Below are 24,814 nucleotides of genomic sequence, written 5' to 3' on the forward strand. Positions count from 1 at the left end.
TCGGCCGAAAGAACTGAGAAATGGCCGCCTGGAGAAAAGGCATTTGGGGCATAACCTGCGATTGAGGGCACTTCAAAGACCGGACGCTAGTCAGCGGTGCAGGCGAAGCTTTTCAATGCACAAATTCGATACATTTGAGATGAACTCCTGGGGTGGTCGCTCCGAGGACCGCAATTGTTGAAATGGGTCTTCTCATCTCTAGCAATCAGCATGCCGGATACGACTCTGCGCGAGGTTGCCCGAAGAAGACCACGGGCTTTGCACCGCTTGCGCGGATGGGATACGCCGTCGCGTTCGTCCCCCGACATGGGCGTCTTCGACCCGACGGCGACTGATACGACGATACGGCCACTCTTCTACGACCCAATCGACTGCCAGAGACATGACGCCCCCTAAGTGGGGCTGAAGTCCGCGGCCGAGCGGCTCGATGTGGAAACCAAGAGGCGAGGCAAGATGCAACGCCAGAAAAGGAACGTCTCGGCCGCAAATGTGCGAGCCGCCTTCGCACCGACATAGTGGGGGCCAATCGCCATATGTGGTTGACGCTCCCGTTCATTGCAGCGCATCGGCTCTGAGCTTCACGCTCTCAGATGCTTCAGCATCGAGTTGCAGGCCTGCTCGGCGTCGGCGAACGTTGTGAAGGGCGAGCCAGCGATCTTGATTGCACTACGACTTCGATGAAGCGGGCGCCATGACGCCACATAGCCGGGACGTCCGCGAAAGCCGTGGCCTGCGCGGCTCGCATAAGCGATCACGAAGGAGAAGCCATGTCCGCTTGCACTCCACACGTCCAAATGCTCGACGGCGCAGTGGAATCGCAGGATCATCGCCACTCGTAGCCTGCAACTTTCGGCTTAACGCTCTGTCCACCCACCTGCGCTGCCCCGGCGTAAGCTCGTCGACGGCCGCTGCTCGTCCTTGCCGATCGCCCGAACCTCTCCCCGGGTCATGAGCCTCGGGCGAGAGCGGCAAGCTCAGCTTCAAGCTTGGGCTTCTGCTTGAAAATGGTGTCGATCAAGGCTTGCGCCGGCTGCTCGGCAGCATCCACGATGGCTGCCTTCTCTGCGCGCGCCGAGGGCGCGAAGACGCGTTTAACAACGGTGGGCGAGCCCCTGAGACCGCATTTTGAAACATCCTCGACGCCAGCCTCCTGGGCGTTCCATTTTACAATTGGCGCTCGAGCGGCGCGCAAAGCATCTGCCATTGCGCCACGGCGAATCTGGTTGGTGGCCTCCATCATGGTGATGAGCGACGGCAGGCTTGCGCGCAGCACCTGGGTGCCGCCCTCGCAGCGCCGCTCCGCTTCGATTGTGCGCGCGGTGAGATCGATGGTCATGATCTTGGCAACATAGGTTAGCTGTTGCACAGCAAGCCGCCTTGCGATACCAGGCCCGACCTGCGCGGTGTCGCCATCGATCGTCTGCTTGCCCGTGAATATGAGGTCAGGCTGGCCATAATCCTTGCCGATCTTGCGGATGGCGGTCGCGAGTGCGTAGGTGGTTGCCAGGGTGTCCGCACCCGCGAAGCAACGGTCGGTCAGCAGCACCGCGCGATCGGCGCCAAAGGTGAGGGCTTTCCGAAGAGTGTCCTCGGCCGAGGGTGGGCCCATTGTAAGGACGGTGATCTCACCACCAAACTTGTCGCGCAGATCGAGCGCAGCTTCGAGCGCGAACAAATCGTAAGGATTGATGATGGTGGGCACACCCTGACGCATGATCGTGTTGGTCACAGGGTGCACGCGGATCTGTGCGGAATCAGGGACCTGCTTGATGCAGACGACATTGTGCATGTGCTTCTCCAGAGACCTTCGAAATCCACAGAAAGCACAGCAAATGTCGTACCATTTGCGGTTTAAGGCATGAGTCGATGTAAACAACAAGTTCTGAGAGCCTGACGTGCTCCAACACGTGCAGACGCATTTCGGACATTCGTCGTCATCGCGACAGCGCTATGGTCGCACCGCCCCCACACCGCTCAGAAACGCTTGATCTCGATGCCGTATTTCCTCAGCGCGTAGCCAATCTGGCGGGGAGTAACGCCAAGCAGGCGCGCCGCCTTTGCCTGAACCCAACCCGACCGCTCCATGGCCGCGGTGACGCGCTCGGGATCGGTCATCTGTCCGGTACTTACGAGCGCGGCGCCGGCTGGACCCAGCCCAGCCTGCGCGTCCCGGACAGGCGGGACAGCGCCGGCGGTCGACCGACCAGCTTCAGCGCTGCTCGGCTTCGGGGCCCCTGCGCAAGTTGGGCGCGCATGCGGCGCCACGTCTTCAGATCCCCCCTTCCACAGCATCGCCGAAAGGCACTGGCCGTGGCAGCAGGCGAAGTCGTCTCTGCAGATCGAAGGTCCTGGGGCGAGGGTCGCTGTCCGCTGCACGCAATTTTCGAGTTCACGGACGTTACCCGGAAACCCGCAATTCATCAAAACGTCCGTCGCACCTTGATCGAATGTCAACGTGCGGCCGTTTTCGCTGTTGAAATTCCTGAGAAACTCGGCGGCGAGCAGCGGAATGTCGCTGCGCCTTTCGCGCAGGGGCGGCAGCAGCAAGGGAACCACGCTCACACGGTAATAGAGGTCAGCGCGGAACCCGTTATTTGCGACCGCTTCCTCCAGGTTTCTGTTCGTAGCTGCAATGACGCGAACGTCGACTTTCATGGTCTGATTGCTGCCGACACGCTCGAATTCCTGCTCCTGCAGGACGCGCAGCAGCTTTGCCTGAAACGAGGGCGAGATCTCTCCGATCTCGTCCAGAAACAGCGTACCCTTATCGGCCAGCTCAAAGCGCCCCTTGCGCGAACTGAAGGCGCCGGTAAAAGCACCTTTCTCATGGCCGAACAATTCGGACTCCAGAACGGTCTCGGGGAGCGCCGCACAGTTGAGCTTGATGAACGGCCGCTTGGAGCGCGCCGAGAGGGCGTGAATAGCCTTGGCCACCAGCTCCTTCCCGGTACCGGATTCGCCGCGCAGCAGAACCGTGCTATTCGATTTGGCAACCACCGCGATCTTGTCGAGCAGCGCGCGCAGCGCCGGACTATCGCCAATGATGCCTTCCACATTGACCTTCTTGCGCTCGCGAGCGGGTTGTTGGATTTCGGCCAATTGCTTTTGCAATCGATCCTTTTCCGCCATCAGTCGCTCGCGGTCTGTCGCAAAGAGCCGATGCAGCTTCACGGTCTGCCCGACCAGATTGGCGATCATGGTGAGAAGTCTGACGTCGTATTCGAGCCGTATGCTTGAGCTGTCGTCCAGAACACGGTCGATGGTCAGCGCGCCAACTGCTTTCGCGTCGATCCGAATGGGAACGCCGATGAACGACACCCGTGCGTTATCGCTGGCACCGAGCACCTCGAGGTCGGCCGTCGTGAACGCCGAATGGACTGCGATGTCCTCGGCCACGAGCGGCATGTCCGTCGCCACGATCTGATCAATCGCTTTCGGTGGGAGCCGCGTCCGGTACCGCTCGTCGCTGCCTTCGGTCCAGCCGACGCCGACCGTAATGTCTGGCTGGCCATCATGGTCGAAAAGCGAGACGATGCCGTGCCGCATCTGAACAAACGAATGCAGAATATCCACGACGTTGGCCAACGTGAGCTCGAGCCGGCAGGGGGCGGCGAGTATCTTCGAGATTTCGAAGATCCCGACAATGGCGCTTTCGTGCAGCGTCACAATGGGAACAGTTTGGCTCGTCTCCGACACTGAGTCAGGCCTTTCGTGTGCGGAAGCGATGTTCAACATGACGACGTCTCCGTTATTTTCAGCATCCTCCCTACCATCTTGTTTGGATTTTGCGAGTTTGATGCTGCGCCTGATGCTCGTGCGCAATTCAGGTCGCCAGCTAGACATAGCGCTCTTTCATGGCACTGCTATAAACGCATCGTGGTCCTAACGTCCTTGTTATGAGGTCGTCCTGTGTTCACAGTGCACGGCACGAGTTCCATGGACCTGCATCAACGATTTTCCGACTCCATGTGTAGCCGACCGCGAGCCGTCGGCAACCTTTGAATAACAACTTGGCGCATGCGTCATCTTTTTCCCGATCAGAATGGGATTTTTTCCCGGCCAAACATTGGAATGCGATGCTAGCGGTCTCTTCTGGTGCAGTCCCACGCGAGGAGTCGCCGATGTTTTGCAGGGATGCTCATTCCTCACGTGCGACAAAACGCTGCTCTCGCATGCAATCGCAATTGCCCGGAATCTGACGCGGTGTGTTGGTGCGTGCGATTTCGCTCGTAAGACTCGGTAACCTCGCTTTGCGAGGGGCTAATCGCTGCTTGCAAAGGCCGGCGAACGCGCAAACGCCGGCGATCACAGTATCGATGTCGGCGTGGCTCTTAGCTGACGAACAACAACATGCGGTTCACATCGGGTCCCCGATTCAAGTGGAATAGGCCGAGCGCAGTCTTGACTGAACTCGTCAACGGCGTGCTTGGTGACGTCCGGCGACGTCGCAGGAATGCCGCCACTGTCGATCGATGCATGCGATTGCGCTCGCGAGCCGTTCATCGACGTCTAGGGCGCCGAATAATAGCTGCCGATATCTGCTGCGATTGACCTCGATCTTGACACTGGTTGCAGGGTCGCACCTGAATCGCTCACGTTGAAGCGGCGGATGAGTGCAGCGAGCCATCGGCCAGCCGGCTGGCCGAGACGGCGCTCCGCCGAGGAGCTCGGGATTGTGCGAGGCCGCGGCCGGAACCAGCGTCTTGCGTCCTCGCTCAGGATGTTACCTTCGAAGAGCGTGAGGCCGATGGGCGCCAGTCGTCGGCTCCGGCCGACCGAATTTCCCACGTTCTTCGCCAAGATCGAGGCACAAACACACACCTTATTCTCATAACGCGATCTTTGGGCGCGTTGCAGGATCTGGGCCACTGCGATCAACAACGTAAGACTTCGCAGCCAAATGTCGTCTCGCGAAGGGGCGCGGACTTAGGACATGGGCTGTGTTTGCTTTCTGACATAGGGCAGAATTCCAACAGTCGATTGCCCGAGAGCCGTCCGGCGCTCGCCCCGGCGACCGATCTTGCCGTGATAGCTCCCGAACCGCCCTTGATTCGCCGCACGCGCTCTCAAAGCCCGAGCTAGGCCCAACGAACGTTCAGCCACAAGCTTGCGCGAATTCGTGCGACGAGCACGTCGACAGGACTTGATTCGCACGTAGCGTCAAATTGTAGCTTCGGCAAACAGGCCGCCACGGCCTTCAGAACAGCCGGCGCAGGTCAGTGCCTCGCCGGGGAGCATCGCATGACGCTGCCAATGTACCGACTTTCAAACCAAGGCTTGCGGCTCGATCGTGCTGGGACTGCAAGGGCTGGCTTAGCGACCAGACTCGGCTGCGCGCAGTCGGCTGAGATTGACAGAGCGATCGCAACGTCGCGAACAAACAACCAGATCGCTGCATCTTAACCGCCGCCTTTTGGCTCGTGCACCGCCAACGAGCCAGGCGACGCCACGTCAGCTGTGCGAAACGGATTTCTCGCTAGACCGTCAAGCACACTCTTAATGGCGACTGCCGTCTGCGTATCAAGAGGGACAAGAATATGGTCGATGCAAAACTGCAAAGTGTGCTCTCTTCTCTGGCGCAGCCGGCTAAGGATCTAGAAGCCCAGTCGCCCGGCCAGCGGGCGCCAGATGCGCGTTACGTGAAACTAAACACCAATGAGAACCCATTTCCACTACCAACAATGGTATGGCGAAGTGCAATCTCGGCGCTCGAGCGTCAGTATCTGTATCCGGAAGACGATAACATCGGTTTGAGGGAGGCTGCCGCCAATGCCTACGGCTTCTCAAAGGACCATGTGATCGCCGGCAACGGATCGTCGGAGCTTCTCGGCCTGATCTACAGGGCCTTTCTTGCGCCGGGCGATAGCGTCGCAATGCTGTCTCCCGGGTTTTCGTTCAATCGTAAGCTAGCTGTGTTGCAGAGCGCTAAATTTCTTGAAGTTTTGTGGAGCGACTCGCATTCGATTCCGATTGATCAGCTGCTCTTCGGTCCGGCAAAGGACGCCAAGTTCATCTTGTTGGCTAATCCGAACAATCCGACGGGGACGTTCGCCCCCATCGCCGACATCGAACGCCTCGTGGCACAATCTGACCGCTTGGTCGTGTTGGATGAAGCCTATGTCGACTTCGCACCTGATAACGGTCTACGGCTCGTCCGCCGCCACCCCAATCTTCTGCTTCTCAGAACGCTTTCAAAGAGCTATGCGGCCGCCGGCATTCGCGTCGGCTTTGGCCTTGGTCATCCAGAGCTGATTGGAAGACTGCGGAATATCCAGAACGTCTTCAACATGAATGTCATAGCGCATGCGGTCGGCGTCAGCATCCTTTCACATCGCGCGGCCTACGAAGAGAACCATAGACACATCAGGCACGAGAGAGAACGAGTTGCGGCCGCACTGCGTCATTTCGGGTTCCGCGTCGCGCCCTCTCATACCAATTTCTTGCTGGCGCGTGTCCCGAACGGACAGGACGGCAGGTGGTGGCACGCCGCACTGGAGAGGGAAGGAGTACTCGTTGCCGTTTTTCCAGATGACGGCCTCGACCACTGCATCCGCATCAGCATTGGCACAAAAGAACAAATGGACTCGTTTTTAGCGGCCGTTGCCGCGATCTCAGAACGCCTGAAGCGAGGTGGATAGCCAACCGCGCGTCGATGTCCACTCTCTTCGTTATACTGCTGATGAAACAGGAAGCCGATGATAGCAGCTCGAGCCAGGCGAGGACCCATGCAGGTGACGGCTAAGTGACCGCGCGTTGAGTGCTTGCCCCTGCGCGTGTTGCAGGGCTGAAGCGAGACAACGATCTCGTGCGCTCGACGCACGGGCACCCATCGAAGTTCAGACCCGACGGTCGTGAGATGTGGCCATAATAAATGCGGCGCCCTTAAGCCTTCCTGGGGAACGAGCAGGCATTCCGCCCAAAAAGGATCTATGCAAATGACACAACAGCCTTCGTCAAAACTCACCTGCGGGATTTTCGATCACCTGGACGACGACGGCCGCGATGTTGGTCGTCAATACGAAGATCGCCTAATCTTGGCGGAGGCATGCGATCGCCTCGGCTTCTATGCGTATCACGTGGCAGAGCATTGCACGCCCCATGGAAGAGGTCCTTCGCCGGGTCTTTTCCTGTCGAGTGTCACCCAGCGTACGCGGCACCTTCGTCTCGGCCCATTTGTCATGCTGCTCAACTTCTATCATCCGCTCCGCGCTTTTGAGGAGATCTGCATGCTTGATCAATTGAGCGGCGGCAGGCTCGAGCTGGGTCTCGGACGTGGTGGCCTTCCAGTCGAGTTAAGCTGTTTCGGGATTTGCGAGGATGCGGCGCCAAGCCGGTACGAGGAAGCCAATGACATCCTCCTAAAGGCCATGACGGGCGGAGCCTTGTCGTACCAAGGCCGACATTTCCAGTTGAACGAGGTTCCTCTGACATTAACGACGCACCAGCGTCCATCTCCCCCGATATGGGTGACCACCAATCGGCTCGACACGGCAATTTGGGCCGCTGGCAATGGCGCGAACCTCGCCTGCGTGGGTCCCTCCGTCGGTGTTCGCAAAATTTCCGATGCTTACCGCACACATCGAGAGCGCAGTCCCTGCGCCCCTGATCGCGGGCCATTTGTTGGATTGCTGCGCATGGTCGTGATTGGGCGATCCGAGACGGACGCTTATTCGCTGGCCAGATCCGCCTACGAGCAATGGCTGCGGAGCTTCAAATTCCTCTACGAGCTCAGTGATATCCCGACGCCACAGGCCCTTCCGCCGACATTCGATGCGGCAATCGAGAGCGAATTGTGCGTCGTCGGAACACCAACGCCCGTCCGACGCCTTCTGCTCAATCAGCTGGAGGAGGCAGGCGCAAATTACCTGCTTTGCCAGCTCGCATTTGGGAATTTACCACTAGATGCATCGCTATACGCCGCAAGAACCATCCAATCCGAGCTGCTAGGCCATCCCTAAGTCGTCATTTGGTACAGCAAGCCACCGTTACTCGTTGCCGTTTTTCCAGATGACGGCCTTGACCACTGCATCCGCATCCGCATCAGCATTGGCATTAGCTGCAGTTGCCGCGATCTCAGAGTGCCTGAAGCGAGGTGGATAGCCAACCGCGCGTCGATGCCCACTTATTTCGTTATCCCACTGATGGAACGAGAAAACGATGATAGCGGCTCAAGCCAAGCATTGACCTATTACAACTGACGACCAAGTGGCCGCGCATCGAGCGCTTACCGCAGCGTCACGGAGGCGGAACGGAACAACGATCTCGTCGCTCGATCCGACGGCACCTATCAAAGCTCAGACCCAACGCTCGCGAGATGCGGCCAAAACAAATACGGCCCTTAAGCCCTGCCCAGAAAACGAGCAGGCCTTCCCCTCAGCAAGGATATATTCTAATGGCACAACAGCCTTCGTCAAAACTCACCTGCGGCATTTTCGATCACCTGGACGACGACGGCCGCGATATTGGCCATCAATACGAAGATCGGCTCATGTTGGCGGAGGCATACGACCGCCTCGGATTCTATGCGTATCACGTGGCAGAGCACCATTGCACGCCCCACGGAAGAGGCCCTTCGCCTAGTCTTTTCCTGTCGAGTCTCGCGCAGCGTACGCGGCACCTCCGTCTTGGCCCATTGGTGATGCTGCTTAACCTCTATCACCCGCTCCGCGCTTTTGAAGAGATCTGCATGCTCGATCAATTGAGCGGCGGCAGGCTCGAGCTGGGTCTCGGGCGGGGCGCTCTGCCGGTCGAGTTGGGCTACTTTGGAATTTGCGAGGATGCGGCGCCAAGCCGATATGAGGAAGCCAACAACATTCTCCAGAAGGCCATGAGGGGTGGAGTTCTGTCCTACCAAGGCCGACATTTCCAGTTGAGTGAGGTTCCTCTGACATTAACGACTCACCAGCGTCCATCTCCCCCGATATGGGTGACTACCAATCGGCCCGAGACGGCCATCTGGGCCGCGGGCAATGGCGCTAACCTCGCCTGCGTCGGGCCCGCCGCCGGCGTCCGCCAAATTACCGATGCCTACCACACCCATCGAGAGCGCAGCCCCAGCGCCCCTGATCGTGGGCCATTTGTTGGCTTGCTGCGCATGATCGTGATTGGGCGATCTGAGTCGGACGCTTATTCGCTCGCCAGATCCGCTTACGAGCAATGGCTGCGGAGCTTCAAATTCCTCTACGAGCGCAATGACATCCCGACGCCACAACCCCTTCCGCTGACATTCGATGCGGCAATCGAGAGCGAATTGTGCGTTGTCGGAACGCCGAGCTCCGTTCGAAACGTTTTGCTTCATCAGCTGGAGGAAGCAGGCGCAAATTACCTGCTTTGTCAGCTCGCATTTGGTAATTTGCCGCTAGATGCTTCCCTCTACACCGCGAGGACGATCCAATCCGAGTTGCTCGACCAATCCTGAGTCATCATTCCGCCGTTTCAACAGCTCGCCTTCTATGCTCGTTCGCATTTCGTCAAAGCGCGGAACCACCCACGACCTCGATCTTCGCCTACTCCACCAGGCGTTGGTCGCGCTGAAACAGCATCACGACGAATGCGTTCGTCCGCGTTTGCAACGCGCGCGTTCAGTCCACTTTCCTCCTCTTGCGCGCGCAATCTCTAAATTGCGCGTGTCCTCCGAGGCAGGAACAGCGTCAGCCGTCACGATCGCCGTTGCCACATCGGGCAGATCGATCTGGCGGCCAAGGCGTGCATGCAGCGTGATCCGGTCGAGCTCGCCTTCCCACCAGGACACGAACACAACGGCAACGCCATTGCCTATGATATTGGTGAGTGCGCGCACCTCGCTCATGAACTTGTCGATCGAGAACACGATCGCCATCCCTGGCACCAGAGCCGGGTTGACCGCGGACAGGGTCGCTGCCAGCGTGATGAAGCCAGCTCCGGTGACGCCGCTCGCCCCTTTTGAGGTCAGCATCGCCACGAGCAAAATCGTGAGTTGCTGGTCGAAAGTGAGGTCGAGCCCGAGGGCGCGCGCGATGAATAATGTCGCGAGTGTCATATAGATGTTGGTGCCGTCGAGATTAAAGGAATAGCCGGTCGGCACCACGAGGCCGACCACGGGCTTCGAGCAGCCCAGCCGCTCGAGCTTCTCCATCAACTGTGGCAGCGCACTCTCCGAGGACGATGTGCCGAGCACAATCAAGAGTTCGTCTTTGAGATAGGCGATGAACTTGAAGATGGAGAAGCCAACGAACCGCGCGATCAGCCCGAGAACCACGATCACGAATAGCGCGGCGGTCGCGTAGAACAGCGCGATCAATCCGATCAGATTGGCCAGCGCCGAGGGTCCGAACTTGCCGATTGTAAATGCCATGGCGGCGAACGCTCCGATCGGCGCGGCCTTCATAATGATGGCGATCACGCCGAACACGGCCTGCGCGGCGTCGTCGATCGTGCTGCGCAGCCTCTCGCCGCGCTCTCCGAGCGCCATCAGTGAAAAGCCGAGCAGAATCGCAAACAGCAGCACCTGCAGGATGTCACCGCGCGCGAGCGCGCCGACTACGCTGTCTGGAATGATGCTAAGCACAAAGTCAACGAACTTGGTCGCCTTTGCCTGCTCGACATAATTGGCGACTGCGGTCGCATCGGGCTTGGCGGCAAGGCCGCGGCCGATCTGGAACAGATTGCCCATGACGAGACCAATCACGAGCGCGAGGGTGGAGACGATCTCGAAATAGACCAGCGCCTTGATCCCCACCCTGCCGACCTTCTTCGCATCCTGAATATGAGCGATGCCGGAGACCACGGTGCAGAAGATGATCGGCGCGATCACCATCTTGATGAGCTTGATGAAGCCATCGCCGAGCGCCCTCATCCAGTCAGAGGTGGCAAGCGACGGCCAGCCCCAGCCGACGATGATGCCGAGTAGGATTGCCAACAACACCTGGACGTAGAGGACCTTATACCATGACCGAGACGCCCGCGCGGTTGGCGCAGCTGCAATGGTTGTCATAACGCTCCTCCCAGGTTTGGCGGCGATCCCGCTTGACGGGGTATCGGAGCTGTTCCGACACCATCCCGCGAGCGAACTTCTGACCCAGGATTCGTAGGCCAGAGCATCTCGATGACGAGCGGGTCTCTCGCTCTTCATCAAAAAGCGCCGATGGCGTTCCCTTTACTACTCGTTCACTGCCGACTTCTGTCTTGGCCAAGCCAAGGTTCGGCTTCGAGTTGACTGCGCTTAAGCTCGTTTGGAGCGCTCAGCGACAAGCGCATCATCGTTGTCCGGATCAAGGCGACTCCTTCTTGTCTCCCAAGCCGCAGCGAGCGCCTGATACATATCCGCGATCAGGTCGCTTGCGTCCTCCAAGCCCGCGTGAACCCGAATCAGCGGTCCAGCGAGAGCAAGCGATGGTTCCGCGCGTTTCAATGGGTCAACATGCATCACGAGGCTTTCGTATCCGCCCCAGGACCAGCCGATGCCAAAAAGCCGCAGCCTATTGAAGAAAGTCGAAAGCTGCGGCTGCGACATCGGTTTCAGCGCAAGGCCAAAGAGGCCGCTCGCCCCCGAAAAGTCTCGTTTCCAAAGCGCATGGCCAGGATCGTCCGGACACGCCGGGTGCAAGATGTTGTCGACGGCTGGATGCGACCGAAGGCTTTGGGCCAGCTTGAGGCCATTGTCCCAATGACGCTTCATGCGGACGGCCAGGGTACGCAGTCCCCTCAGGGCCAAATAGATGTCGTCCGGCCCAGCGATCTCCCCGAAATCATGGGCACTTGATCGCAACGCCGACCACGCCGATTCGTTGGCGGTCGCGACACCAAGCAGCGCGTCTGAATGGCCGACGATATATTTGGTCGCCGCTTGGATCGAGATGTCGACGCCGTGCGCAAACGGCTTGAAATACAGAGGCGTTGCCCATGTGTTATCCATGATCACTACCGCATCGGAACGATGGGCGATTGCAGCAAGCGCAGGAACGTTTTGCACCTCGAACGTGAGGGACGAAGGTGATTCCAGATAGATGGCTCGTGTCTTCTTGGTGATTTTAGCCGCAAGTTCTGCAGGCTGCGTTGGAGAGAAGTATTGCACCGTGATCTGAAGTCTTGAGAGAACCTCGTCTGCAAATGTCCTGAGAGGTGTATAGACGCCATCGCTGATCAGGACGTGGTCGCCTGCGTGCAGCACGCCGAGAAGCGAATGCGTGCAGGCAGAGAGCCCCGACGGAAACAAGAGCGAGCGATAGCCGCCCTCCAGTTCGCAAACGGCAAGCTCGAGTGCGCGGGACAGAGGCGAGCCGAAGCGGCCGTAGTTCGCCGTCGGATCGCTCTGCCTGCGCGATTCGTATTCCTCCAGGGTTTCCGAAACAATTGTGGAGCCCCGGTAGACGGGCATGTTGACCATCCCCGAATGTTCGGCGGGCGCACGACCGAGGCGAGAAAGCCGGGTCTCGATGTCCAGGTCCTTGCTGTCCTCCAGGTACTTCATTGCTTCTTTCTTCTGAGATTGTGTTCGGCCTGGCCGGGGGGAAGGACATCAGGTGCGGTTCGGATGGGCCTAATCGATGCGAGTCGTTTTCGTAGGTCGCCTCCTCGCTCTAAATGAAATCGGCTCGCTCCTTCGCACCAGAACCACCTGCGTTGCGTGCGCCTCATCAAGATTGGTTGCACATCAGGACGGCGCAGTATCAAAGCACGCTCCCTCGTAAGATCCGCCAACCGGCCGGCATTCACCGCTCCTACTAAGTCGAGCCAAGTCCTTTAAGCGCCATCGAAGCAAGAGGCGGGCCAAACCTGCTGGGCCCTCGATCGCAACGGCTCATCGTGACTGCGCAGCGACGTGGACGTCGCGCGCGCTTTGTCGCGAACGAAACACATCGTGTTGAGAACCCGCCACCATCGGGCGACTATGTTCGAACTGGCTTTTTCCCGATGATGTTGTGAACGATGTCGACGAGCAGCGCGCGTGCCGCGTTTGATGCCAGTGCAGTCTTGATCGTTTAAACGTTCAGCCCACTCACGGACCGTGACGTGATCCGTCATGAGGGACCAGATAGTGGCTGCGTCCGGTTTCCGGGTGACGATCAGAGGAAATGGAACGACATGATAGCGCTCGCTCGATTCTCTACGATCGTCGCTGCTTCAGTGTGCGCGCCTGTCGTGATCGCTCTGGTTCGAGTGCAACGACGCCACGACTTCATGCCGGAGTTGACGCGTACATCCTTGGGTTCGATACACGATGGACCTACTGCGTGTTTGTCGGTTTGATCATGATTGATGAGCGCGCAACCTGACGCGGCGTTAGATTCAAGCGCTTCTGGAAGCGAGAATGTTGCGCGACAGCTACAGCAATTCGCGACAGCACTGTTAAGACGCGCGTGGCGCAGGGGACATGTGAAGGAGCGTATTCGAAATGAAGAAGTTGTTGCTTGTGACTGCGAGCATCGTCACGTTGATCGGGGCAGCGCCCGCATTCGCCGCCGATCTCGCTCAGCAGCCCATCTACACCAAGGCACCGCCGCCGCCAGCACCGGTCGCGGCCGCAATCTATGACTGGAGTGGTTTCTATCTTGGTGCCAATGGCGGCTGGGGTTCGACCCATAGCTCCTGGGATTTTGGAGGCGTCACGCCCGAGGGCTCTCACGACGCGAGCGGCGGAACCGTTGGTGGCCAGCTTGGCTATCGCTGGCAGACCGGCCAGGTGGTCTTCGGTGTCGAAGGCCAAGGCAACTGGGCCGATTTCAGCGGCTCCAATGTCAGCGCCGCCTTCCCGGCCGACATCAATCAGACGAAGACCGGGTCGTTCGGCCTGCTTACAGGCCAGGTCGGCTACGCCATCAACAACGTGTTGCTTTACGCCAAGGGCGGTGCCGCGGTGACCGGCAATAGCTATCAGATCAACACTCTCGCCGGCGCGCCGCTGGCGAGCGCCGACAATACCCGCTGGGGCGGCGTGGTCGGGGCGGGCATCGAACTCGGCTTCGCGCCGAATTGGTCGGTCGGCCTCGAGTACGACCATATCTTCCGGCACGACGCTAACGTGAACTTCAGCAACTCCGCGGGTGCGGTCGGTAGCGAGCGCATCGGGCAGGATTTCGACCTGCTGACCGCGCGGCTGAACTACAAGTTCTGGGGCCCGGTCGTTCTCAAATACTGACTCCATCGCGTTAGAGCGGCGGATCGAGAGCCCCGGCCCCAGGCCGGGGCTCTTTTTTTCAGCTGTTCATTTGCCTCCAACAACGAGCTGCGCGCCTTCTCGTGCAGGCCAGGGGTTGCGTCACGACGTTAAGCTCGCGTGTCGCATCAGTTGAGTATGTTCAGGTGACCGCCAACGGGAACGGTCTGATGGCGCTGGCGTGGCTGTGGCGATGCTCCTTGCCAAGTATCTGACGCGGCGTGTTCCGTGTGCGATATTGTGCGGTGCCGCCGGTTCTGCAGACTACACCCGAGCTAGCACTGGTTAAGACTCATGCACAACCATCACACTGCCCCTCTCACGTGCACGTTCGGTCATGCCTAACCCCTCAGTCGCGAGACAACTTGATCTGTTTCCCGACGTGCTCCCGCCAGAAGCCGAGCCGTTTGATTCGATAATCGACGAGCTCGGACGACGTGCCGAATGATCGCGCGATTTCCACCGAAGATCGGTTTTTGCTCAAAGCTTCTATCATGGCCGCTCTGGGCAGGAGTGCTGCTGAGGCTAGATAATAGGCGTCGTGTTCTTCTGTCTTGTCATAGGTTCTGCCGTAAGATTCAGCTATCCGGGCAATTTTGGTGAGTCTATGGCCGAGCAAGATGTGCCAGTACTCCTCCAGAATAGTCACTCGTTGACGTTCGACCGTGTGGCTGTCATTTAAGAGCACGGCCCATTTCTCATTGCTGGCGTTGAGTGGGAGCGTCATCGCTGACCATTCGCCACCTGCATTTCCGCGCAGATACTTTACGGTCTGCGCGTCTAGACAGTTCGTCTCCCCTATGCGGATAACCTGCACGCCGTCGACTTCGACTCGGAGACTATCAAGCGGTTCATCGGGCGAGAGCCCTAGGTCTGCTCTGAACTTCTCCGCGGCTTGTTCAAGTTCTTCTTTCGACAACGACAGGCTGGGGCCGGTCCCATTTTCATCAGCGTCTTGCTGACCGGTCCATCCAGCGTCGCTTGCAAGAGTTTGCCGCAAGCATTCGGCCGCTCTCAACAGGATTCGGACCGTCGACGATTGAACATTCTTGCCGGCTCGAAAATGTACGAATGCGACTCTATCGAAACCGAGCCCAGCCTCCTCGGCATCAGGACCAAGCCACTGCAGAAGGCGAATCTTTGAGTTGTTGTCTGGAAGCCCCTCGCCGCGTTCAATTCGGGCCAGCGTAGAGAAACTGACGCCAATGGCTGTTGATAGTGCGCGGATGCTCAGACCATCGGCTTCGCGCTTCCTCTTGACCGCTCGGATCAGCTTTTCTTCGAATGAGGGCATCTTCTCTATGTGCGATTAGCACGGCTTGACACGTCCGACGATTCGGGCGCAGGCTGTGCGGGTGACACAGACTCGCACATTTCCGATTCGGGATGAAGCCCTTCTTGGGACGGGCGTCCGAGTGTTGTTGCAGGAGCTCGGAGCTGCCTTGGACCAGCACCGGCCGCTTCGAGTTCACGTCCATGGCCGGATCACCGTGGACGAGCAGTCCCCAGTGGTGACCGAAACTGAGGAGAATGGTGATGAAGGACAAGGAAAGAGAGGATCCGCAGCCCGATCACGGAAAAGGGCCGCCCGACGACAAGGGGCGGCCGGTGGACCACGGGCGCCCGGTACCTCATCACGGGTCAGCGGCGACAAGCTGCACGCCCGTTACGAAGGTCAGGTAATACGCCTTGCCGAGGCGTACCCCAGCCTACAGACCTTCTCAGACAACGACGGGACGTGGTTTCTCGCCAAGAGCTCGATCATTGAGGGCTTGCCGCGGAGAGCCACGTTTCTCGTTGCTCTTCCGCACCGATCGGGTCCGGGACCTCGCGCATGGGGCTTCTGGACAAGCGCTGCAGAACCATCGCGCTGGATCGGTCCGCGCCACACGAACTTCCGGGATGGCTCGATTTGCGCTTTTTCGCCGAACGACGGAGCGTGGTCCGAAGGTGGTGATCTTAGGACGCTGCTTGATCTCTACAGCGTATGGGCTCTCCGTCATCTTTATCTAGAGATTTTCGGCCGGTGGCCGGGAAAACAATATGGAATGCCGGGTGCAGACCCGAGAGCGGAAGCCTATTACCGGCAACGGGAGTGCCAGGACGACGAGCTTTGTGGCTGCGGCTCGGAAACGCGGCGCTATGCGGATTGCTGCAAGGCGTCCGATCTGCGATGTGATTTTATCCAATCAGCGGCTCTTTTTTTGCGTCACACGGGTGGCTTTGAGACTCGCCAGCCGCCTCCCCCGGTTATTAGTTTTATCGAAAATCAATCCGTCGTTCCCAACATGGCAGACGTCCATTTGGAGCTTCCAGTTAACTAACCGACCTCGCTTCTCGCGAACACCTAAAAGAAACGCTCAGATCGAGATTTCGGAGGGGTCACGTTTGTGATGGGGTCTCCACTAGCACGCTGGCCCAGATATTTTCAGCGCGACGCAATTCCGCCGTCACGTCGCGCACGTCGGGAGCAGCCCATACCGAATCGCGGAGTAAAAAACGCCAACTGTTAGTTCGCTCGACTCGCCGGGCAAGCGCAGCGACGCGAGAGTGTGGAATCAGTGCCGCTTTGAGAACACGGTAGTCCTCGTGAAAGAGAATTGCCGCAAGAAAATCGAAACCCTGCGCCGGCAAATCTCGCAGCGCACTGAGCTGACGAGAGTTGCTATGCGCCGTCAAACGCCGGCCTTTGATCTGATAGCGCAGGTTCGCGCTATCAGTAGCATCCGCATCCCGCATCGAGTTCGGCGCCTGGTTCCACCCGAAGGCGCGGCAGAATAGATGTTCAGCAAGATCGCCGACAGGATTGTTGGAGCTGCGGGTAACCCCGCGTCGGCGTAGCTCTCCCGACACAGCTGCGTGAAGCGCGAGGAGTTCGGGAGGCGTCATCTCTTGCAATTCCAGCATCACTATTCTCTGGTATCGTCAGCTGACGTTGGCGGTCTCGATGACTGAACAAGCATTGGCGAGATCGTTCGAGCGCGAGCGTGATAATCATACACCCTCACGCGCTACTGCCCCCTCTGCACGTCCCCAGCCGCAACTTGCTGATCCGAAAATCGAACAATTTCAGTGGGATGCATTAATCGGAGGACTGATCCACAAACATCCCACTTACTATCCATCTGCACGCAGGATCACGCCTCATCATTCGCAATGCAGTGATTGAACGTGATTCTTGTGCCTTCCGCGCGGTGGCGGCGCCTTTTCCCGCACCAAGCCGAATGGATTCCTGGCCTTGATGACCCGGCTGCTCAAAATGCTGAGCACGTTATCGTAAGCGCTCTTCTTCTGGTAGTTCTTCGCGAAGTGGACCGCGTAGTCGGACATACCGTCCCGTTAGATTTGTTCTCGACGAAGAATGGAGACGCCATGCGCTGCTCCAAATTTCTTCTTACGCGCGTGTGTTGTGGGGAGTCAGTAGTAGCTTCCGCCGACATAGGCAGATATCAACGAGCCGCAAGTATATGAAGGCTCATGCGAACGCGACGCATCGCTCGGCGACGATCGCCTTGACGCTCTCCTCTATGGACTTGGTGCCTTCGCCGTCCCGCGCCATTTCTGGCAGCGAGATGGCGCCCGCGGCTTTGCGCGTCGCCGCCGTGACGCTCGCCATAGCCTCTTCCGCACGCGCGATGGAAAGCTCGATCGTGCGGGCGAGCATCAGAAAATCACGCGGCGTGAGCCGTTCGTCCTTCCCGCTAAGCTTGAGCTGCCATGCGATCGCTGGCGAGGCCGGGAAAGACCCGCGTGGTGACGGCATCATAGAGCGGCGCGAACCGGACGCTTTCAAATTGCCGGGCGCCGGGCGCGGCGACCCTCAGCAGTGCCAGGTTTTTGAGGTGCATGTCCCCGTCAGCTATCAACCACGCGAACAGTGCGCGCCGGAATAGAATATCGAGATCGTCGGCGGGATCGGTGGACAGCGGTCGAAGCCCGCGCGCCACGCGCTCGATGGTGCCGTCGTACTTGGCCGACGCGGGCAGGTCGAGCACCGAGCAAAAGTCCTCGAGCGCAAGGCGGCGCTTGTCAGCCCTATCTCGCCTGATGTCGAACCGCTCGACGACGAGCGCGGGCGCCATGCCGTCGGGCATGCAGACGAGCGCCGCGTCGGGAACGACGAACCCCGCTGCGCGACCGAGCTCCAGGCATATCCATTCGACGATTGGCAGCGCCTCGAAGCCGGCCGTCCCGGCGGGCTTGAGGATGTGAGTGAACGGCGCGTCGATCGCCGCGATCAGCGCGCCGTCGGACGTCAGGCACATCGGCGCCTTGATTTGCACGCCGGACAGACGAGGCGTTTTCGCGCGCTCAAACAGTTGCGCGAGATTCTGCTCGAAGCTCTGCTCCAGCTCACCCCTCGACAGGCCGACATAGCGTCCTATGAATTGCCCGCGCTTGGCAAACTTCGCGAGCGGCGCCTGCAGGACGTCGAGCGGCAGAGCGTCGAGCTCCTTCTTGGTGGCAACGACCGCGATGTTCGACATGAACCGCTTGCCGTGCCGAATGGCGTCGCGATCATCGCGCTCGTGAAGAACCTGGGCGAGCCAGCCTTCCGGCAAGAGGGACTCCACAAAGGCTGGCAGCTTGCCGGGCGCCGTCTGGCGGACGAACGGCGGCGCCGTATTTGCCGCGGCCTTCCAGCGCCATTCGAAGCCGTCATGCGTCAGGCGGCCGAGGGGCTCGCCATGCCAGGCCACGATCCGCTCAAGCGCCGCCTTGTTCGCAGCAGCCTTGCCGACGACCGCCGGGCGTGTCGTCAGGTAGCGCTCGGCGCCCTCGCCCTCGCGATACCATCCGTTCTCGCGAGCCAAAGCCCAGAGCGCGTCCGCCGCCGCTTGTGGTGATCCAAACTCCTCGACCAGCCGCGCGGCCATGTCCGCGCGAAGCTCGTCGGTGATGGCGCTGGCGTGCTCGCTTCGGAGGCGGAAAGCTTCCAGAAACCGCTGGCGCGGCGACGACACCTCGATCCTGATCTCGCCCTGATCGTCGCCCACGATCGCAGGCGCTGTCGACGGATGTGCCGGCGCCTCGTTCTGGACGATTTCGAGAGTGCGAATCCGGGTGCGCTGATTGCGACGTCCGCTGAGGAAAAGCCGACCGTTAGAGGTTGGCCGCAGGAGTGCGGCCGAGGCGGACGAGAGATAAGCGGCTGGGTAGAGATAATGTGCGATGCGCACGGCGTGGGCCAAGACCGCCGTGTCGACATCGGCATTGGCTTGGGCATAGACCCCGCGGACGATCGCCTGCCGACGCCTGCGCATGGGCGCGTCGCCTGTCAATGGTCTCACCGACCAGGAGGATCGTCACAGACTTCCCCGCATTTCAGATGCGCGAAGGTCGCCAAAATCGAGCCAGTTGTCCAGGACGATTACGCATTTCAGATGCGTGAAAGTCGTAAGCGCTAAGCGGGAACCCTCGCTTCGGGATCGGGATAGCTGTGCGAAGAAGCCTCCGGCTTGGACGGAGGTTTGGGATGGGATTGGACAGCAAAAAGGACGTCCATTTGGACGGCTCACCGGTAGGGCCGGTGAGCCGGCTGGAGGTCCTCGAAGGACCGTCGGGGCGCCGTGTGCGTTCGGAGGCTGAGAGAGCCCGGATTGTCGCGGAGAGTCTGCTACCCGGTGCCCAGGTGTCCGAGGTGGCGCGCAAGCACGGAGCGACGCGCTGGCAGATTTACGATTGGCGACGACGCTTTCGACAGCGAGGCATGTTGGCGCCGTGCGAAGCATTGCAGTCGACATTCGCACCGCTGGTCGTGGAAAGCGCGTTGGAGGAGCGTCACGTTCCGGCGATCAAGCTTGAGATCGCGATCGGCGATGTCGTGCTGCGGACGGACACAGCCATAGATGGCGAGCAGCTGTCCCGGGTGATCCGCGCAGTGCGAGCGTCACGATGATCGCGGCCGGTGCCGATCTGAAGATTTACATCGCGACGCGGCCGATCGACTTCCGCTGTGGCCACGATGGGCTTGCGGCGAAGGTGCAGGAGATGCTTCGTCTCGACCCGTTCAGCGGCGCAGCCTTCGTGTTCCGATCGAAACGAGCGGACCGGATCAAGATTTTGGTCTGGGATCGAACGGGCCTGGTGTTGGTGCACAAGCGTCTCGAAGGTTGCAGGTTCGTTTGGCCAACGATCGCAGACGGCGTGATGCGCATATCGCCGGCGATGTTCGCAGCCCTGTTCGAGGGGCTGGATTGGAGGTTGGTCCGCCCGGAAGAAGCGCGGCGTCCCCAGGCGGCTGGATAACTGCGGCAGAATGACTCGGAAGCTATTTTGAACGTGGCACGCGCGGCGGCGATGTGCTCGAAATAGCGCATGAGCATCGCGGCGCTGCGCGACGAAAATGAACAACTGAAAGCGCTTTTGGCGCAAACGCAGGCGGCCTTGAGTGAGCATCAGGGGGCGCTGGCGGCGTCGGAGGAGGCTCGGCGCCGGCTGGAGGTCATTCTCGGCGAATTACGACGCGACAAGTTCGGCGCGAAGTCCGAGAAGCTACGACCAGATCAGTACCATTTGCCGCTCGAAGACGTGGAGATCGCGCAAGGCATTCTGGACGCGGCGCAGGAGAGAGCCGAGAAGGTCATCCAGGGCCGATCGCGGAGCGATCCGGATCAAGGTTCTCATCGCAATCGCGGCTGCTTGCCTGCTCATTTGCCGCGGGTGGAACGGATCATCGAGCCTGCGAGCACGCTCTGTCCGTGCGGTTGCGGCGCCATGACGAAGATCGGCGAGGACGTCAGCAAGCGCCTCGACGTGATCCCGGCGCAATGGCGCGTGCTGGTCACACGCCGCCCGAAATACATCTGTCGCCGCTGCTCGGGCCCTGTCGCGCAGGCGCACGCACCGGAACACGTCGTGCCCGGCGGGCTGCCGACCGAAGCGGCTATCGCGCATGTGATCGTCTCCAAGTTTGGCGACCATACGCCGTTCTACCGTCAGGCCGAGATCTATGCGCGCCAGGGCATCCGGCTTGATCGGGCGACACTGGGCAACTGGTCCGGCCGCGCCTGCTTCCATCTTCAGCCCATCGCGGACCACATGCGCCGCCGCCTGGCCATGGCGGATCGTCTGTTCATGGACGAAACCACGGTGCCGGTGCTCGATCCGGGGCGAGGCCAAACGAAGAAGGGCTACTTCTGGGCGATCGTCTCCGACGACCGCGGCCACAGCGGCCCAAGTCCGCCGATCGTGCTGTTCCGATATGCCCCCGGTCGCAGCGGTGCCTTTGCGGAGCAGTTCCTGGATGGCTTTTGCGGACGCTTCCTGCAATGCGATGCCTATGACGGTTATGACCGGCTGACCGAAGTCGCTCGACCGCAAGGGCCGTGGACGCTCGTGCATTGCTGGAGCCATTTGCGCCGGCGCTTCGTCAAATTGGTGCGCAACAGCAAATCGCCGATCGCCGAGGCCGCCGTTCGGCACATCGCACAGCTTTACGCCATTGAAGCCATGGTACGCGGTGCATCGCCGGACATCCGGCTGGCCGGGCGCAGGGAGCACTCGCTGCCCATGGTCGCCGCGTTAAAGCCTTGGTTCGAGAAACAGCTGTCGATGATCTCCAGCGGTTCGACGCTCGCCGAGGACATCCGCTACGCGCTCAATCACTGGCAGGGGCTGACCCGCTTCCTCGAAGACGGGCGCCTTGAGCTCGACACGAACCCGGTCGAGAACGCCATCCGGCCAGTCTGCCTGACCAGGAAAAATGCTCTCTTCGCCGGTCACGAAATCGGGGCAGAAAACTGGGCTTTGCTTGCATCCATCGTGGCCACCTGCAAGCTCAACGACGTCAATCCGGCCGGCTACATCGCAGAAACACTCGAGGCGATCATCGACGGCCATCCCCGTAGCAGGATCGACGACCTCATGCCGTGGCGATTCCGCAAGGCGTCAAGCCAGCCTCAATAGGGTGACGGCTAAGCGCTTACTGAAAGTCAGACACAGGCCACTCCGAACCGGTCGGTTCAGGCGACCAGCCTTGTTCGATTGGCCTCAAGCCGCGCCAGTACCTGCAGACTCGTCCTGCGCCAGCGCGATCAGCGGCAGCATCTGCGGCGTGATCGCCGCACTCTGTTCGGTGATCAGGTTGGCCGGGACCGCCACCTCATGATGCCGGCCCAGGCTCGCGGCCAGATCGGCCAGCACGGACCTGGCGAACAGGGTGCTGCGCACCTCCACCCCCAGCGACAGCTGCCGCAGACGCGCCATCAGCTGCACCGCCAGCAGCGAGTGGCCGCCGAGCTCGAAGAAGTGGTCGTTGCGTCCGACCCGCTCGACGCCGAGCAGCTCGGCCCAGATCTGCGCGAGCGCGATCTCGATCTCGCCCTACGGGGCGACGTAGCTGGCCCGCGCAAAGGCATCATCGTCCGAAGCCAGCAGCGCGTTGCGGTCCAGCTTGCCGTTCGGCGTCAGCGGCAGCGCCGCGACCCGCACGAGCGCCGACGGCACCATGTAGTCCGGCAGCCGCGCGGTGAGGTGCCTGCGCAACATGGCGGCCAGATCGGCCTCGGCCCCGTGCTCCGCCGGAACGACATAGCCAACCAGTCGCGGCTCGCCACGACCATCCTGTTGCGCCAGCACCACCGCCTCGCGCGCCAGCGGGTGCTCGGCAAGCCGCGCCGCGATCTCGCCCGGCTCGATCCGAAAGCCGCGGATCTTGACCTGATCGTCGTTGCGGCCCAGGAACTCCAGATTGCCGTCCGGCAAGTAACGGGCGAGATCGCCGGTCTTGTACAGCCGCGCGCCGGCCTCGCCGCTGAACGGATCGGCCACGAACCGCTCCGCGGTCAGCTCGGGCCGGTTCAGATAGCCGCGGGCAACGCCGGAGCCGCCGATATGGATCTCCCCCACCGCCCCGAACGGAACGGGCGCGCCATCAGCGTCCAGCAGGTAGATCCGCGTGTTGGCGATCGGCCGGCCGATCGGCAGCCGACCGGCTGTCTCGTCGATCGCGGTGATCTCGCAGACCGTCGCAAAGGTCGATGTCTCGGTTGCGCCATAGCAGTGCAACAGACGTTGCGGCCTACACTGGCGCAACACCCGTGCGACCACCGCCACATCGACTGCACCGCCGCCAACCAATAGCAATCGCAAACTCGCCAGCACCGGCGCCAAATGATCGGCGCTCCGGTTGAACAGTCCGGCTGTCAAATGCAGCACGGTGACGCTGTTCTGCTGAAGCAGCCTGCACAGGATATCCGGCTGCAGAACGGCAGTGTGTGGAACAACAATCAGGCGTCCACCGTGGAGCAGTGGCGCCCAGACTTCCAGCGTACTGATACTAAAGGCGGGATTGCCCACCCACGCTACCCGATCACTCCAGCTAAACTCCGCATATCCATTGTTGATCACAAGCCGGTTGACGGCACGATGAGGAACAGCAACCGCCTTGGGAACGCCAGTCGACCCCGACGTGTACATCACGTAGGCGGTGGCCTCGGCGGCCAATGTCAAGCCTGGATCGGCATCAGATCCCTCTCCAGCGATGATTGGCTCAATGGCCTGAACAGGAATGGCAGCCTCGACCTCGCCGTCACTGTCGGTTGCCGTGAGCACCAGGCGCACAGCACAGTCGATCATCATCCAGCTCTGTCGCGCGGATGGAAGCCCCCGATCGATCGGTACGTAGACCGCGCCTGCCTTCAGAATGGCCAGCTGCGCCACGACAAGGGCGATGGAGCGATCCAACACGGTCGCGACGCGATCCCCTGGCTTGAGTCCAAGCCCAATGAGATGATGCGCCAGCCGGTTCGCCCGGCTGTTGAGCTCGCCATAACTTAAGTCTGTCTCCGCATCGACCACCGCTACCGCATGCGGCACTTTCCGGACCTCGGTCTCGAACAGCTCATGGATGCACTTATGCGACGGATAGGGCTCAGCCGTTCGGTTCAGTTCCTCCAAGAGGTAGGTGCGCTCTTCACCTGACAACAGCGCAAGCCGTCCCAGCGGCTGCCCTGTATCGGCCATCACGGCGTGCAAGAGATTGTTCAGATGCGTCGTCATCCGCTCGATTTGCGTGGATGGCAGCCGACTTGCATCAAAGTGCCATCGAAAGCTTCCATCGAGCACGCGGATTTCCAACGTCAGCAAATCACCACATGGAGCCGCGTCCGAACTCGGGCACGACGCCAGATCACCAGCAGCGGAAGAGCCGATGTCGCTGATGGTGATGCCAATCGGCCAGGGTCGGCAGGACCGTAACATCCCGATCTCCCGCAACGCCGGGCAGCGCGCGATCAGATCCCAGGCAAAACTATCGTGCGCTCTCAGAACGGCGCATTCGGCTGCAACAACCCTGTGCGCCTGCGCAAAGTCATGAGCAAGATCAATGGCCACCTCCATTGGCACGACGGAGGCGACCAGCGCCTCGCCCGCGTTCAGGCCCACTTGCGGCCGCTTGGGTGCGGGTTCCCAGCCGAGTTGAAGCTCAGATTCACCTGTGATGCGGGCAAGATAGATCAGGAAAGCCGCTAGTACGCACTCCGTGCGATCGATCGGCAGCAATTCGACCAACGCATCAGGAGTCAGCCAAGCGCTCGACTGCCGTCGGGGCGACACCTCTTGTGACGACGACACAAAGGGAAGCTGCAATGACTTGAACCGCTCAAGTCGCTGTCGCCAAAAGCTCTCCCGAGGCGCCAACATTTCATCGGCAACAGTCATGCGGGCGCACCTCGTCGT

18 protein-coding genes are annotated in these 24,814 nt (G+C 60.3%); 7 read left to right on the top strand and 11 right to left on the bottom strand.

Annotation, left to right across the window (positions count from 1 at the left end):
• Window positions 1–578: 578 nt before the first annotated feature.
• The 3 genes from RAD10_RS24650 to nifA form a co-directional block, all read right to left on the bottom strand.
• Window positions 579–827, bottom strand: a complete 249-nt coding sequence (locus RAD10_RS24650) for a hypothetical protein (RefSeq protein ID WP_027544397.1) — start codon at window positions 825–827, stop codon at window positions 579–581.
• A gap of 119 nt (window positions 828–946) precedes the next feature.
• Window positions 947–1,789, bottom strand: a complete 843-nt coding sequence (locus RAD10_RS24655) for an electron transfer flavoprotein subunit beta/FixA family protein (protein WP_027544396.1) — start codon at window positions 1,787–1,789, stop codon at window positions 947–949.
• Window positions 1,790–1,974: 185 nt separating this feature from the next.
• A complete protein-coding gene (gene nifA, locus RAD10_RS24660) occupies window positions 1,975–3,735 on the bottom strand; it encodes a nif-specific transcriptional activator NifA (RefSeq protein ID WP_270163084.1) in 1,761 nt (586 codons plus the stop codon).
• Window positions 3,736–5,537: 1,802 nt separating this feature from the next.
• Here nifA and hisC point away from each other — a divergent pair.
• From hisC to RAD10_RS24675, 3 genes are all read left to right on the top strand, one after another.
• Entirely contained in the window at window positions 5,538–6,638 is a 1,101-nt protein-coding gene (hisC, locus tag RAD10_RS24665) for a histidinol-phosphate transaminase (protein ID WP_270163085.1), read from the top strand.
• A gap of 297 nt (window positions 6,639–6,935) precedes the next feature.
• Window positions 6,936–7,958, top strand: a complete 1,023-nt coding sequence (locus RAD10_RS24670; RefSeq protein ID WP_461619528.1) for an LLM class flavin-dependent oxidoreductase — start codon at window positions 6,936–6,938, stop codon at window positions 7,956–7,958.
• A 434-nt stretch (window positions 7,959–8,392) separates the two neighbouring features.
• Window positions 8,393–9,418, top strand: a complete 1,026-nt coding sequence (locus RAD10_RS24675) for an LLM class flavin-dependent oxidoreductase (RefSeq protein ID WP_270163087.1) — start codon at window positions 8,393–8,395, stop codon at window positions 9,416–9,418.
• A 123-nt stretch (window positions 9,419–9,541) separates the two neighbouring features.
• Here the strand turns inward: RAD10_RS24675 and dctA are convergent, their stop codons facing one another.
• Window positions 9,542–10,972: a C4-dicarboxylate transporter DctA gene (gene dctA, locus RAD10_RS24680; protein WP_461619529.1), complete on the bottom strand. Its 1,431-nt coding sequence runs from the start codon at window positions 10,970–10,972 to the stop codon at window positions 9,542–9,544.
• A gap of 228 nt (window positions 10,973–11,200) precedes the next feature.
• The gene (gene metC / locus RAD10_RS24685; protein WP_461619530.1) at window positions 11,201–12,448 is read right to left on the bottom strand and encodes a cystathionine beta-lyase; all 1,248 of its coding nucleotides are present in this window, start codon (window positions 12,446–12,448) and stop codon (window positions 11,201–11,203) included.
• Window positions 12,449–13,372: 924 nt separating this feature from the next.
• Between metC and RAD10_RS24690 the strand changes: the two genes are divergently transcribed.
• The gene (locus RAD10_RS24690; protein WP_461619531.1) at window positions 13,373–14,116 is read left to right on the top strand and encodes an outer membrane protein; all 744 of its coding nucleotides are present in this window, start codon (window positions 13,373–13,375) and stop codon (window positions 14,114–14,116) included.
• Between the two features lie 367 nt (window positions 14,117–14,483).
• Here the strand turns inward: RAD10_RS24690 and RAD10_RS24695 are convergent, their stop codons facing one another.
• From RAD10_RS24695 to RAD10_RS24710, 4 genes are all read right to left on the bottom strand, one after another.
• Entirely contained in the window at window positions 14,484–15,428 is a 945-nt protein-coding gene (locus RAD10_RS24695; RefSeq protein ID WP_461619532.1) for a helix-turn-helix domain-containing protein, read from the bottom strand.
• Window positions 15,429–16,516: 1,088 nt separating this feature from the next.
• The gene (locus RAD10_RS24700) at window positions 16,517–17,041 is read right to left on the bottom strand and encodes a hypothetical protein (protein ID WP_461619533.1); all 525 of its coding nucleotides are present in this window, start codon (window positions 17,039–17,041) and stop codon (window positions 16,517–16,519) included.
• A gap of 568 nt (window positions 17,042–17,609) precedes the next feature.
• The gene (locus RAD10_RS24705; RefSeq protein WP_461619534.1) at window positions 17,610–17,798 is read right to left on the bottom strand and encodes a hypothetical protein; all 189 of its coding nucleotides are present in this window, start codon (window positions 17,796–17,798) and stop codon (window positions 17,610–17,612) included.
• A gap of 37 nt (window positions 17,799–17,835) precedes the next feature.
• Complete coding sequence (locus tag RAD10_RS24710) at window positions 17,836–19,416, bottom strand: HipA domain-containing protein (protein WP_461619535.1); 1,581 nt, start codon at window positions 19,414–19,416, stop codon at window positions 17,836–17,838.
• A 194-nt stretch (window positions 19,417–19,610) separates the two neighbouring features.
• Here RAD10_RS24710 and tnpA point away from each other — a divergent pair, with 194 nt between their 5' ends.
• The 3 genes from tnpA (at window position 19,611) to tnpC (ending at window position 22,042) form a co-directional block, all read left to right on the top strand.
• The gene (tnpA, locus tag RAD10_RS24715; RefSeq protein WP_027545642.1) at window positions 19,611–20,033 is read left to right on the top strand and encodes an IS66-like element accessory protein TnpA; all 423 of its coding nucleotides are present in this window, start codon (window positions 19,611–19,613) and stop codon (window positions 20,031–20,033) included.
• Window positions 20,030–20,383: an IS66 family insertion sequence element accessory protein TnpB gene (tnpB, locus tag RAD10_RS24720; protein WP_027545641.1), complete on the top strand. Its 354-nt coding sequence runs from the start codon at window positions 20,030–20,032 to the stop codon at window positions 20,381–20,383. The genes tnpA and tnpB overlap by 4 nt, the downstream gene beginning before the upstream one ends.
• 69 nt (window positions 20,384–20,452) lie before the next feature.
• Complete coding sequence (tnpC, locus tag RAD10_RS24725) at window positions 20,453–22,042, top strand: IS66 family transposase (RefSeq protein WP_461619536.1); 1,590 nt, start codon at window positions 20,453–20,455, stop codon at window positions 22,040–22,042.
• A gap of 84 nt (window positions 22,043–22,126) precedes the next feature.
• Here tnpC and RAD10_RS24730 read toward each other — a convergent pair whose 3' ends face one another.
• Both RAD10_RS24730 and RAD10_RS24735 read right to left on the bottom strand, forming a co-directional pair.
• Window positions 22,127–22,453, bottom strand: a complete 327-nt coding sequence (locus tag RAD10_RS24730) for a phosphopantetheine-binding protein (RefSeq protein ID WP_461619591.1) — start codon at window positions 22,451–22,453, stop codon at window positions 22,127–22,129.
• A 6-nt stretch (window positions 22,454–22,459) separates the two neighbouring features.
• Entirely contained in the window at window positions 22,460–24,796 is a 2,337-nt protein-coding gene (locus RAD10_RS24735) for a non-ribosomal peptide synthetase (RefSeq protein ID WP_461619537.1), read from the bottom strand.
• Window positions 24,797–24,814 lie beyond the last annotated feature (18 nt).

It is taken from the genome of Bradyrhizobium sp. 23AC (assembly GCF_054863025.1).